Here is a 12,860-nt window from a genome sequence, read left to right on the forward strand (position 1 = left end):
AAAGGACCGATATCAGGACGTATTTGACGCTGACGCCAAGCTCATGTCCGACGCGCGTGGCGATTTTCAGTCATCTTTCGCCTTCTGCCAGACTTGCTGGCAGGCTGAGTAAAGAAACGTCGCTGACCAGGTCAGCAACATGAAGCCCAAAAGCGATTGCAGCATCAGCAACAGTCGAAAGGGCCCGACCACCTCTATGGACGAATAGCCAAGGGTCGAGAACGAGATGCCCGTAACATAGAGAACATCCTGAAACATCGGTGGGCTGTTGCTGAACGATTGCGGCAGAACGCTTGCCACCACCATCGTGTTGAACACGGCGAGCGTCACAAGTTCCAATACGTGCAGCAACAGCAACGCGGAAAACGTCAGGATGATCCGAAAGCCGGAGCCATCCGACCGCTGCGGGGAAAACTTCAGAATGCCCGACAACGCATAATGATGGACAATTCCCATCACGATCGCCGCGCATATTCCGACAAACATAGCCATCAACTCGGTCATACACCCAAACCCGTCTTCCTGTTCAAACAGGTCAATTTGACCATACATCAGGCTTTTAGCACAACGGGACCAATTGATTCTTCACTGGTCAGGCCAACGCGGGGGGCAACCCGTTCAGGGCGACATCCACCGGAACGGTCGGCAAGTTCGATGCGATCCAGCCAGGCCCTTCGCCTGATCCCAACATCCCTTCCGAGATATCGGCGTAGCCCGAATAACCAGCTTGTCTCAACGCTCGAAGCAGCGATGCGGAGCGTCCGCCAGTGGCGCAGATCAGTCCAACAGTGCGATCACCGCTCAGTTCCTTGGCCCTGAACAATCGGTCCGGAAAACCGGACGCGTGCATGCTTATCGGCCATACACCAGCACCTACGCCGGTTTCTTGCCACTCTTTGTGCGTTCTGACATCGATGATCCGCGCCGTATCCGATAGAAGCGCGTCAAAGGCATTCTCTGCCGACCAGACAGATCGGCTCTGCGCCAACAGCGGTGACGCCGCGACGGTCAGCACCGTCATATGAGCACCCAGAACGAAACGGCGCCGGTTCAAATCAAGAGCCATATTCGAAAACCTCATCCTTTGATCGGTTGCGATCCCAAAGGTCACATAACATACGCGCGACGCTACCCGGGAGCACGACACGGTGCAGGCACAGATTTGTATCCATCTGTAGCAAGGGACTGACCTGATACAAACGGCTACAATTCTGCCCATGAAACAGAATGCAACGATGATCTAGGAAGGACGCCATGGGACCGCCACCTCATATCCTTATCGTGGACGACCACGCTCAGATACGCGAAAGCGTCGCGCGCTTCCTGGAGAAGAACGGAATGCGCACGACCGTCGCCAGGGATGCCGTGGAGATGGATGCCAAGCTGGCCACTGGTCACTTCGACCTCCTCGTGCTCGATGTCATGATGCCGGGCGAGGACGGTTTGTCGGTTTGCCGCAGACTTGCGCCAGAGGGTGATCTTCCGATCATCATGCTGACGGCGCTTGGTGAGGAAACGGATCGGATCGTGGGTCTGGAAATCGGTGCGGACGATTATCTCGCCAAGCCGTTCAATCCACGAGAACTGCTCGCCCGCATCAAGTCGGTTCTTCGGAGAAGCAACCGCGACGAACCTGTGGCCGGAAGCCTCGCTGGGAGAAAAGTCTCTTTTGCGCACTGGATACTGGATACCGACCGGCAGGTGCTGATTGACGAGTCCACCACCGAGACCCCATTGACGACCTCCGAGTTCAAATTGCTGGCGGTCCTGCTGGAACGCGCGAGGATGGTGCTCAGCCGTGACCAGTTGCTTGACCTGACCGCTGGTCGGACGGCAGGCCCGATGGATCGCACCATCGACAATCAGATCAGCCGTCTCCGCCGCAAAATCGAGCCGGATGTACTTAGGCCCAGTGTCATCAAAACGGTGCGGAACGGCGGATACTGTCTGGCTGCCGATGTCGAGGATGCGCCGTGATGCGCCGTGCGATGAGGTCTCTGAGCGGCCAGTTGATCCTGCTTGTGGTCGCGGCACTTGTCGTGGCCCAGGCGATCAGCCTGTTCCTGTTCGCTGACGAGCGCACCCTTGCGATTCGTGCCGCATTGGGGTTCGAGGCCGCCGGTCGCGCAGCAAATGTCGCGCGGTTGATCGAGGAGGCCCCGCCGAAGTTGCAGGACTCGATCCTCCGCGCGGCGAATTCGCCATTGATCCGGTTTGATCTGTCGGACGTTCCGAGCGTGGAACACACCGGTCATTCGGATGGCGGCATCGTGGAAGGACGCATACGCGCGCTTCTGGGCGATAGCTACAGCCGGGATATTCGCGTTGAACTGCACGAGGTCGAGGGCGCGTTGCGGCCCCTTCCCAATCTCTCGGACGAGATGACGGAAATGCATCTCGCGATGATGCGCGGAGAGTTGACGGCGGTTGAGATGAACCTGTCGATCGCCATCAAGGGAGCGCGTTGGCTGAATGTCGGAACGCGGTTCGAGCGTCCGCCAATCCAATGGCCTTTCTATTCGATGCTGACCTTTGGAATTTCCGCCGGACTGCTTCTGGTGGCGATCTTCTGGTTTGTCATGACGCGCCTGACGCGTCCTTTGCGGCACCTCTCCAAGGCCGCGGACCATCTTGGCCGGGGCGAGGATGTGGGTGAATTGACCGTCGCGGGGCCGACCGAGGTCAAGGATCTGACCGTCGCCTTCAACCGCATGCAACGACGGCTGACCCGGTTTGTCAGCGATCGGACACGGATGCTCGCAGCCCTTGGCCACGATTTGCGCTCGCCGTTGACTGCTATGCGTGTCCGCGCGGAGCTGGTTGACGAAGAAGAGACGCGGGACAGCCTCATCGCATCGGTCGAAGAGATGCAGAGCATGGTCGAAGCGACGCTCACCTTTGCACGGGGCCTTACCGGATCCGAAGGTGCCGAAGTGGTCGATCTGCGCAATTTTCTGGACAGCTTGTGCAGCGATATGGCGGCACACTGCACCTTTGCCCCGAGTGATGATGTTGCCGTGCGGCTTCGACCCAACGCGTTCCGAAGGGCGCTGAGGAACCTGCTTGAGAACGCCGTTCGCTACGGTGGTGCCGCAAAAGTCAGCTGGGCGACCCACGGTTCGAACCTCGTACTCAACATCGATGACAATGGGCCCGGCATTCCCGTCGACCAGTTGGAAAAGGTCTTCGATCCGTTCTATCGCCTCGAGCAATCGAGGTCTCTGGAAACGGGCGGTTATGGGCTTGGGCTCTCAATCGCGAGGACAATCGTCCAATCCCATGGCGGCGATATCCAGCTGGTCAATCAGAACAGCGCGGGTTTGCGCGCTGTTGTCACCATCCCGTTGGATGAAACCGAACTGACCGAAGGAGAAACAGATGAAACTGAACGCGTTGATCCTGCCGTTGCTGGCCAGCTTGCCCGCCAGCATGGCGCAGGCTGATGGACCAGGCTCCTGGACGGGGCACATGTGGGGCAGTGGCTATGGCTTTATGGGCGGCTTCATGATGCTCGCCTTCTGGGGTGCGCTGATCGCATTGGTGGTGTTTCTGGTGTTCAGGCTGCGGGACAATGGCACCCGTCCCCTGGACTCGGACGCGCAGGAAGCGCTCAGGCGCCGCTTTGCAAATGGGGAAATCGACGAAGAAGAGTTCCGTCGCCGCAAAGCAACGCTCGACGAATAGACCCCGCCGCGGACGCCAAAGCCGTCCGACGCGACGCCCACCGACGCTGAATAGGAAAGAACGCCATGGTCCCGGAAATTGGTCACTTCGCACTGGCCCTCGCACTGGCGCTTGCGCTTGTTCAGAGTGTTCTACCGATTGCAGGTGCGTCGCGTAGAAATGCCGTCTGGATGAAATCCGCCCAGGCGACGGCAATAGGACAAGTGCTGTTTGTGGCCATCGCCTTCGCAGCGCTGATGCAGGCTTTCATCGTCAGCGATTTTACCGTCAGGAACGTCGTCGAGAACTCCCATTCGCTCAAGCCAATGCTCTACAAGGTGGCCGGGACCTGGGGCAGCCATGAGGGTTCGCTGCTGCTCTGGATCCTGATACTCGCGGTGTTCGGCGCGGGCGTCGCCTGGTTCGGATCGAACATCCCCGCCGAGACCAAGGCGCGCACCTTGTCGGTGCAGGCGTGGATCAGCGTCGGCTTCCTGTCCTTCCTGCTGCTGACGTCGAACCCCTTCGAGCGGGTGTTTCCGCCGCCGCTCGACGGCAATGACCTCAACCCGTTGCTTCAGGACATGGGTCTCGCCATGCACCCGCCGCTCTTGTATTTCGGGTATGTCGGCTTCTCCATCGTGTTTTCCTTTGCCGTTGCGGCTCTTCTGGAAGGGCGCGTCGATCCGGCCTGGGCCAGATGGGTCCGCCCGTGGACATTGGCCGCGTGGGTCAGCCTTACGGCAGGTATCGCTCTTGGATCGTGGTGGGCCTATTATGAACTGGGCTGGGGCGGCTGGTGGTTCTGGGACCCGGTCGAGAACGTGAGCTTCATGCCCTGGCTTCTGGGCACGGCGCTGCTGCATTCCGCCATCGTCACCGAAAAGCGCGACGCGTTCAAAAGCTGGACCATCCTACTTGCCATCCTGACTTTCTCGCTTTCGCTGCTCGGGACGTTCATCGTCCGGTCAGGCCTGCTTACATCCGTGCATGCCTTCGCCGTCGATCCAGAGCGCGGGCTTTACATTCTGGGTCTGCTGGCCGTGTCCATCGGTGGGTCGCTGGCGCTCTACGCCTGGCGGGCGCCCGAAATGGAGCCGGGTGGTCTGTTTCGCCCGATCAGCCGCGAGGCCGGGCTGCTCGTGAACAACCTCATTCTGGCCGCCGCTACGGGAACGGTCCTGTTCGGGACGCTTTATCCGCTGATCCTCGAGGCTATCACGGGGGACAAGATCTCGGTGGGTCCACCTTTCTTCAATGCGGCTTTCATTCCGATGATGCTGGCGCTGGTCGTGTTCATGGGTCTTGGTCCATTCCTGTCGTGGAAGCGGGCTGATATCGCCGGGTTGCTCGATCGCATTCGGTTCGTGGTCGTTCTGGCGTTCATCGCAGCTTTGGCCGCATGGTATCTTCTGAACGGTGGGCCGATCATGGCCTATCTTGCCATCCTTGGCGCAGCGTGGCTGCTTTTTGCAACCCTACGGGAATGGGCGCTACGCATCCGCCTGTTCGAGGTTCCCCTTGCAGAGAGCGCGAGACGCGCGCGCAACCTGCCACGCGCCTCTCACGGTATGACACTCGCCCATGCCGGCGTCGCTGTGTTGATGATGGGGATGATCGGCTCGACCGGATGGAAGAGTGAGGAGATCGTCTTTGCCGCCCCCGGGACCGAAGTCACGATCGCGGGGTTCGACATCACCTTCGAAGGGGCCACACAGGTTCAAGGGCCGAACTACATCGCGGATCGCGGCACCCTTGTGGTCCGTCGGGATGGCGAGCTGGTCACGACGCTTTTCCCAGAACGCCGGTATTACCCGGTCGCGGAAAGCCAGACGACGGAGTCGGCCATCCGCTCTACATTGGCGGGTGATCTCTATACGTCGATTGCAACGCCAGCCTCCGATCAAGTGAACAACGCCGGAGCATGGACCCTTCGGATCCTCTATGAACCGCTCGTCAACCTGATCTGGATCGGCTCGATCCTGCTGGTGATCGGTGGCTGTTTGTCCTTGTCGGATCGCCGTTTGAGGGTCGGGGCGCCGCGCCGCGCCAAACAGCCAGCCAGCGATGCTGTTCCTGCCGAGTAGGAGAGAAGATGAAACGTCTCATTGCCGGGCTGCCGTTTATTGCGGCGGTCATATTCGGGGGTTTTTTTCTCTGGGGGCTCAATCCCGACCGGGATCCCAACGAGATCCCTTCCGTCCTGATCTCGCAACCGGCCCCGGCGTTCGACCTCGATCCCGTGCCGGGGTTGGAGACACCCGGCCTGGCCCGAAGCGATCTTGTAGGCAACGAACGACCGGTCGTGGTCAATGTCTTTGCGTCCTGGTGCGTGCCCTGCCGCGCGGAACATGCCGTGTTGACACGCTTTGTCGAACGCGAGGGCATGCGGTTGTTCGGCATCAACTACAAAGACAAACCAGAAGATGCCGTGAAGTGGCTCAATGACCTCGGCAATCCCTACGAACGGATCGGGTCCGACCTTTCAGGCCGGACAGGGATCGAATGGGGCCTGTCGGGCGTGCCGGAAACCTTCATCGTCGATAGCGATGGCACCGTTTTGTTTCGCTATGTCGGGCCGGTCGTGGGTCCGGACGCCGTCGAACGGTTCACGCAAGCCCTGAAGCAGGCAGGCGCACTGCCAAATGGAGCAGGTTCATGAGACAGTTGATTTTCGCGTTTTGCATCGGGCTCCTTCCCTTTGCCGCCAATGCGGTGGAACCGGACGAAATGCTGACCGACCCGGTATTGGAACAGCGTGCGCGGGAGATTTCCAAGGATCTACGATGCGTCGTCTGTCAGAACCAGGACATCGACAGTTCGAACGCGGGTGTGGCGCGGGACTTGCGTCTGCTCGTACGCGAGCGCCTGGTCGTTGGAGACAGCGACGCGGAGGTGATCGAATACATACGGGCGCGGTACGGGGATTACGTGCTGCTGAAACCGCCTCTGGAGCCTGCGACCTACGCGCTTTGGTTCGCTCCGATCGCTTTCGTTCTGATCGGGGTTTTCGTTGGTGGCGGGCTACTGATGAGTCGGCGAAAGCAAGAGGCATTTGAAGACTTGGGCTCGGAGGATGAGAACACCGTGTCCGAAATTCTCAGGCAAAACGAAGCGGGGGATGCGTCATGATCTGGGGTATTTTCGTTCTTTTGACGCTGGTCGCAATCGGAATTGTCCTCTACCCGCTGCTGCTGTCCAAATCGAACACTCTCACCAGAGGGGATGCGGTACCGGCGATCCTCGCCGATCAGATGCGGGAAATCCAACGAGACATGGACCGCGGTTTGATTTCTGAACAGGAAGCTCAAGCGGCCAGACTCGAGATCAAGAAACGGATCCTCGCGACGACCCGCAATTCGGAAGAAAAAGCCGGATCATCCCGTAATGGTGGCAGAGTCACTCTCGTTGTCGCGGCGGTCCTCGCGCCGGTTATTGCCGCGGGCTACTATCTGACGATGGGATCGCCGGAGGTTCCTTCAATGGCCTTCGCTGCCCGTGCAGAGGAGCGGGCACAGACTGATGAAGTGACGGCGCTGGCAATACAACTTCGCGAAAGGCTTGTATCCGATCCGACCGGCGGCCCTAGCGAAGGGTGGATGCTGTTGGGCCAGACCTATCAGCGCATGGGCAGAGCAGCCGATGCCGTCGAAGCCTTCGAAGTCGTTGCCGAACGGGAGGATGCCACCTCCGCGACATTCTCCATGCTGGCAGAGGCTGTCGCGGTTGCCAATGACGGCGTTGTTATTCCACGGGCGAAATTGGCCATTGATCGCGCTTTGGACCTTGACCCATCCAATCCTGCGGCAACCTACTTCGAGTCTCTGTATTACTTTCAGCAAGAAGAGACGCGTAAGGCCTACGATCTGCTTGTTTCACGACTGAATCAGGAAGAGGCTTACGTTCCCTGGATGGAGACCTATGCAGCGCAGATCAACCGGATTGCAGCGGCAGCTGACCTTCCGGTCGTCAATCTACCCAGCGGGCCGACGTCGCAACCAGGCCCGAGTGCCGCAGATGTCGCGGCGGCGTCGGAGATGAATGACGCGGATCGCGCGGAGTTCATCCGATCGATGGTCTCGCGGCTGGCCGAGCGTCTTGAGGATGAACCGGACGATCTGGATGGTTGGATGCGGCTGGCAAATGCCTATACCGTCCTTCAGGAGCCCGATCGCGCCGTTGAGGCCTACCGCAAGGCTGAAGCGCTGTTGGAGCAGCAGCCCGCCAGTGATCCTCGGCGTGCGGCGGTCCGTGCCGCGCTTGAGCGGCTCGGCGGCTGACTACTGCTCGGTGTCCCGGTCGAGCAGGTCACTCCTGTCCGGCAACCTTTGCGGAAACATCCCGACCACTGGCTTGCGCCAAGGCGTTCATCACGTCCTCGGTTTTTAGCAATTCGGACAGCACAATGCCGTTCGGTGCCGATGGTCCGTAGACGGCATTGAAGGGGATGCCGTATCTGCCGAAACTCTCAAGGTAGCGGGAAATGCGCGTGTCCGGGCGTGTCCAATCTGCCTGCATCGCCGTGACTCCAGGCGCTTCAAGCGCGCTCCGGACTGGCTCCCGATCGATGATAAGTGTCTTGTTCGCTTTGCAAGTCAGACACCAGTCAGCGGTCACATCGACAAAAACGACCTCTCCTGCGGACACGCGTTTCGCTATTTCCGAACGATCAAATGCGATCCAAGCCATTGCCAACTGCGGCGTCGAACGCGCAGGTGCTGATTGCTGCAAGAGAGGACCTGCGGCAATGGCCAGGACAAGGCTGGCTATGGCAATAGACCACCTGAATTGGGACTGCACATTCGGGAGAGATAGTATCAGAACGGCGAGACCGGACAACGCCGCGACCGCGATGACAGACGCAAGCCCGGCGACACCGTCGAGCACCCAGAACAGCCACACGGCGGTTGCAAGCAACAAAACCCCCATGACGCTTTTGATGATCAGCATCCATCGACCAGGCTTGGGCATGAATGCGACCAGACGCGGGAACGCGGCGATGACGAGATAGGGCAGGGCGAGGCCGAGCCCGAGGCTCGTAAAGACGATGAGGATGTCCACGCCACGCCCGGCCAAAGCAAAGGCCACCGCGGTGCCGAGGAACGGTGCCGAACAAGGCGTCGCCATGACGGCACCGAACATGCCAGTGAAAAAGTCGGCGGAATACCCGTTGCGTCCTCCGGCCCCTGCAAGCCGCGTCTGCATGCCGTGTGGAAGGGCGAACTCGAACGCTCCGAACAGATTTGCCGAAAAGACGAGCAGGACAGCGATCATCGCCGCAAGAAACAGCGGGCTTTGAAACTGCAAACCCCACCCGACGCTGAGGCCTGCCGTCTGGAGCGCCCAGAGGACGAGCGCCAGACCCCACATGAACGTCATGATGCCGGCGCTGGCAGCGACGAAACCGAACCGGACACGGGTTGTGTCGTGATCGGTGTGTTTGAGCACAGACGACACCTTGATGGACAGCACCGGCAGCACGCAGGGCATCACATTCAGGATCAATCCGCCCAGCAGCGCGATCACGGCAATCCAGATCAGTTCCATCATGTCCGGTGTCGTGGCGGCCAGTTCAAAGGGTGGTGCTATTCCTTGCGCCACGCGATCCGCGATGATCGTGAAGGCCCGGTTCTCGCCGTCGGTGACGGTAATCGACGGAGCCACTGTCACATCCGTATTCGACGAGAGGATCGGCAAGCGCGCCCAAAGCAAACGATCCTCTTCTCCCAAACGGATATCGGGTTTGCCAAGCGCAACACCCATACCCAGTTCGGGAAACACATCCGGCGACTGGAGTGGTTCATCGACGCGAAGGCTGACGATCAACTCCGTGAGGTCTTCGTCGATGAAGGCATTTGCCTCGCTGACGCCGCTCGTCTTGGCCCCTTCGGGGACGCGCTCGGAAAACGTACCGATCAGCCCAGCCGAAGTGCTGTCGATGACGTTGCCCCGTCCGAGGCGAAGTGACAGGTCAAACTCTTCCGGGACACAGACATTGGAGCACACCAGCAGTTTGACCTGCGCGGAAAGAGTCACAGGTGCGCCGGGATCTTTGAGCGTTATGCGCAGCGGAAAGACGACTTCACCCGCATAACCAAAATTTTCGATGCCGAAGGCGGTGAAGCGCGTCGGGGCGGGCCACATGAATTCGACATCTGCGACGTTTTCGGAACCGCTCCATTCGACCGAAGGCGGTATTCCCACCTCGCCCGCCGACCGCCAATAGGTCTTCCAGTTTTCGTTCAGTTGAAGGTGAAGCCCGGCTGACAGAGTCTGTGTGTTCTCGGGAACGCCGTCCTGTACACTAATGAGATGCGCGGTGAGTGGCGCGCTCTGGTATTCAGCAGAGGTTGCTGCCGCGACACTTCCAGAGACAACGGCCAGGAGCACGAAGGGAATAAGCAAAACCCGTCGCAGGATCAAAAGGCAATCGATCAAGATACCTGCTTCCTTCCCATATTTTCCGCAGATTTCGCCAGGACGGCGGAAATTGCGTCAAAGTCCACCTGTGGCAAAACCCTGACGACCGTCCGCACAGACAATTCGCGCAACGCCAGTCGCAGAAGATGAAAGGGTTCGACACCCATCCGGCAGAAGGTCTGACGCTTGCTTCGTGGACACGATAGCGCCGCGATCCGAGCAGTCTTCAAGACTTCCTGCACATCCCCCAAGCATGAAACCCGACAACAGCAACGCGCCTACGCGTACCTTCCCGCGCACATCACGGCCTGTCGCGGACCACGACTGGAATCGCGGAGGTTATGGGCTCGGTCGTTTCCTCGATAGTATCCTTTGCCTTGTCGGAATGGCACGATTTTCCCATGAACTTGTGCATCACGAGATGCGCCCCAACGCACAGCAGGAGCGGGGCGAAAGCCGCTGCATTGCCCCACATGCCCGCCAATGTGCCGCCGGCAAGAAAAAACCCCGCAACGGGCAGCAGCATGACGACGCAACACGCCATCATTCCGTAATGCATAAGCCTGTCCACGATCGGCTTTTTTCTGTGGTTTTGGTGGTCCATGATACCCTCTTTTCACCATTTTAAGTGTCATCTACGACCCTACAGTAGAGTAAGGTCAAGGATACAAATGGATACACTTCTCGCGGCCTTGTCAGGTTGTTTGATGCCGGTCTTCCCGTAAAAAGGGATGTAACAAGATCGAAGGCAGGAGTGTGTCATGACGACCTTGCGAGAAAACAAGATCAATCGGCGAGGCCTATTGGGATTTGCGGCCGTCGCTTTGGCCGCGCCCAGCGTGGTTCAAGCCGAGATTACTCGCCGTAACATATCTTCGTTCCGTACTCATGAGTGGCAAGACCATTTCGACACGCTCGGCAAGGGGATCATCATCTCAGATACCGTGACGATGGCGCTTCAGCATTGGACGTCTGATGGCGAAATGCGGATTTATCCAACATCAGTTCCGCTGACTGACGAACTCACCAAACGCGGTTACACGGAAGTGGTGGAAAAGCGCAAAAACCCCAGCTGGGCGCCGACGCCCTCCATGCGGGAACGCAATCCAGAATGGCCGGCACGTGTCGAGGGAGGCGATCCTGCCAACCCTCTGGGTACCCGCGCATTGTATCTGTCCTGGCAATACTACCGTATCCACGGAACACAGGACACGCGAAAGATCGGTCGTCGGTCGTCAAATGGCTGCATCGGTTTGTTCAACGAACAGGTTGAAGAGCTGTACGAGCGGGTGCCCGTCGGCACTCAAGTCAAACTCATCTGACCCAAGAGACAAGGCGGAAGATACAGGCATGGACAAACTGACTGCGCTGATCGGTGCCGTTTTTGTTATCGGCGGGGGCGTTGCCGCTTGGCAGTTCATTGGTACGCAGGACACAGCAGTAGGCCACTCGATGACCCCACCTGACACGAGTGAGATCGCGCAAGGCGACCCCATCGTCCAGGTCAAGCTGCCTTCCGAGCTCTCACCGCAAGCAGCGATCGGCAAAAACATATTCGAGACCAAGTGTTCTGAGTGTCACGGCGAAAACGCTGCTGGACGCAACGATATTGCGCCGCCTTTGGTGCACAAGATTTACGAACCCGGCCACCATTCCGATATGGCCTTTGTTCTGGCCGCTCAGAACGGCGTGCGTGCGCATCACTGGAAATTCGGTAATATGCCCAAGATCGAGGGGCTGACCCAAGGAGACGTCAAGATGGTGGCTGCCTATGTCCGAGAACTACAGCGGGCCAACGGGATCAACTGATGCGTTGGTCGAAGACGAACAGATGGATCCTGTCGATCGTTTTTGGCCTGTTCCTTGTGGTTCTCGGTGTCCCTGAGGCACCAGCGTTCCATGATAGAGCGTCTTTGGCGCAAGAATCACACAGTCATGAAAATGTGGGGCCATCTACGAGCGAGACCTCTGGTCACTGTCATCCGGGACTCGACTGTTCTGTTCCGGCAGCGTTGTTGTTCCCAGCAACGGTGGTTTACGAGCCTCATTTTATGAACGCCGTCATGCAAGACGGCGCGACCCAACGAACCGAATTGCGCCCCGACAGCGATCCTCCACCCCCACGGAAGTGGGTCTGATTTCACACCCCTCTTAGAGCAGACCCATTAAAGGATCGAAGACATGAAAAAGACGACTATCGCAGCGGCAGTGTTGATTGCAGGAACCGCGGTCGCGGCATTTGCGCATAGCGGTGCCACGGGCATCGTAAAGGAACGCATGGATGCCATGGCCGCCATGGGAAAGGCAGTCAAAACCGTAGCCCCGATGATGCGGGGCGAAACGGCCTATGACGCAAAAATAGTGGGCGATGCAGCGCGCCTGTTCCAGCAGCACGCCGGTGAGAGCATGACAAAGCTGTTCCCAGAGGGCACAGGTGGCATGCCCTCGGAAGCCAAAGACGAAGTGTGGACCGATTGGGACCGCTTCGCAGCACTGGCAAATCAGCTGGAAGAATACTCTGAAGGCCTGAAACGCGCAGCCGACAATGGGCTAGGCGGCATGGGCGGCAATACCTCCACGGATGGCGCCTCGATGATGGGCGGCGGGTCAATGATGGGAGGCGATACAACCATGATGGGCGGGAGCACGATGATGGGCCGAGGCGACATGATGGATGCGGCCGCCATTGCCGAAATGCCCGCCGACGCAGCATTCGCGATGACGACCCAGGTCTGTTCCGCATGCCATGAACGCTTCCGGGCGGAAGAAGACTGACC

14 protein-coding genes are annotated in these 12,860 nt (G+C 59.0%); 10 read left to right on the forward strand and 4 right to left on the reverse strand.

Annotated features, from left to right (window positions below):
* Positions 1-66 precede the first annotated feature (66 nt).
* Positions 67-504 (reverse strand): ion channel, encoded by a 438-nt coding sequence (locus CLV89_RS19890; protein WP_012187040.1) that lies wholly within the window; start codon positions 502-504, stop codon positions 67-69.
* Positions 505-592: 88 nt separating this feature from the next.
* A complete protein-coding gene (locus tag CLV89_RS19895) occupies positions 593-1,066 on the reverse strand; it encodes a rhodanese-like domain-containing protein (RefSeq protein ID WP_008327269.1) in 474 nt (157 codons plus the stop codon).
* Positions 1,067-1,254: 188 nt separating this feature from the next.
* On the opposite strand from CLV89_RS19895, the gene CLV89_RS19900 reads away from it, so the two are divergent.
* From CLV89_RS19900 to ccmI, 7 genes are all read left to right on the forward strand, one after another.
* Complete coding sequence (locus CLV89_RS19900; protein ID WP_007803380.1) at positions 1,255-1,977, forward strand: response regulator; 723 nt, start codon at positions 1,255-1,257, stop codon at positions 1,975-1,977.
* A complete protein-coding gene (locus tag CLV89_RS19905) occupies positions 1,977-3,443 on the forward strand; it encodes an ATP-binding protein (RefSeq protein WP_106165393.1) in 1,467 nt (488 codons plus the stop codon). The genes CLV89_RS19900 and CLV89_RS19905 overlap by 1 nt, the downstream gene beginning before the upstream one ends.
* Entirely contained in the window at positions 3,379-3,684 is a 306-nt protein-coding gene (locus CLV89_RS22985) for an SHOCT domain-containing protein (protein WP_233152327.1), read from the forward strand. Before CLV89_RS19905 ends, CLV89_RS22985 begins: the two co-directional genes overlap by 65 nt.
* Before the next feature lie 65 nt (positions 3,685-3,749).
* Positions 3,750-5,750, forward strand: a complete 2,001-nt coding sequence (locus CLV89_RS19915; RefSeq protein WP_040884124.1) for a heme lyase CcmF/NrfE family subunit — start codon at positions 3,750-3,752, stop codon at positions 5,748-5,750.
* 8 nt (positions 5,751-5,758) lie between these two features.
* Positions 5,759-6,325 (forward strand): DsbE family thiol:disulfide interchange protein, encoded by a 567-nt coding sequence (locus CLV89_RS19920; protein WP_038008380.1) that lies wholly within the window; start codon positions 5,759-5,761, stop codon positions 6,323-6,325.
* A complete protein-coding gene (locus CLV89_RS19925) occupies positions 6,322-6,795 on the forward strand; it encodes a cytochrome c-type biogenesis protein (protein WP_009807484.1) in 474 nt (157 codons plus the stop codon). Before CLV89_RS19920 ends, CLV89_RS19925 begins: the two co-directional genes overlap by 4 nt.
* Positions 6,792-7,943, forward strand: a complete 1,152-nt coding sequence (gene ccmI, locus CLV89_RS19930; RefSeq protein WP_008327282.1) for a c-type cytochrome biogenesis protein CcmI — start codon at positions 6,792-6,794, stop codon at positions 7,941-7,943. Before CLV89_RS19925 ends, ccmI begins: the two co-directional genes overlap by 4 nt.
* A gap of 28 nt (positions 7,944-7,971) precedes the next feature.
* Here the strand turns inward: ccmI and CLV89_RS19935 are convergent, their stop codons facing one another.
* Together CLV89_RS19935 and CLV89_RS19940 are read right to left on the reverse strand one after the other, a co-directional pair.
* A complete protein-coding gene (locus CLV89_RS19935) occupies positions 7,972-10,101 on the reverse strand; it encodes a protein-disulfide reductase DsbD family protein (RefSeq protein WP_106165394.1) in 2,130 nt (709 codons plus the stop codon).
* A 283-nt stretch (positions 10,102-10,384) separates the two neighbouring features.
* Entirely contained in the window at positions 10,385-10,687 is a 303-nt protein-coding gene (locus CLV89_RS19940; protein WP_106165395.1) for a DUF2933 domain-containing protein, read from the reverse strand.
* Between the two features lie 157 nt (positions 10,688-10,844).
* Here CLV89_RS19940 and CLV89_RS19945 point away from each other — a divergent pair, with 157 nt between their 5' ends.
* From CLV89_RS19945 to CLV89_RS19955, 3 genes are all read left to right on the forward strand, one after another.
* The gene (locus CLV89_RS19945) at positions 10,845-11,405 is read left to right on the forward strand and encodes a L,D-transpeptidase (protein WP_106165396.1); all 561 of its coding nucleotides are present in this window, start codon (positions 10,845-10,847) and stop codon (positions 11,403-11,405) included.
* Between the two features lie 28 nt (positions 11,406-11,433).
* A complete protein-coding gene (locus CLV89_RS19950; RefSeq protein WP_096708184.1) occupies positions 11,434-11,892 on the forward strand; it encodes a c-type cytochrome in 459 nt (152 codons plus the stop codon).
* Positions 11,893-12,264: 372 nt separating this feature from the next.
* Positions 12,265-12,858 (forward strand): c-type cytochrome, encoded by a 594-nt coding sequence (locus tag CLV89_RS19955; protein WP_106165397.1) that lies wholly within the window; start codon positions 12,265-12,267, stop codon positions 12,856-12,858.
* The last annotated feature ends 2 nt before the right edge of the window (positions 12,859-12,860 follow it).

Origin of the sequence: Tritonibacter scottomollicae (assembly GCF_003003215.1) — a bacterium.
Lineage (GTDB): Bacteria > Pseudomonadota > Alphaproteobacteria > Rhodobacterales > Rhodobacteraceae > Epibacterium > Epibacterium scottomollicae.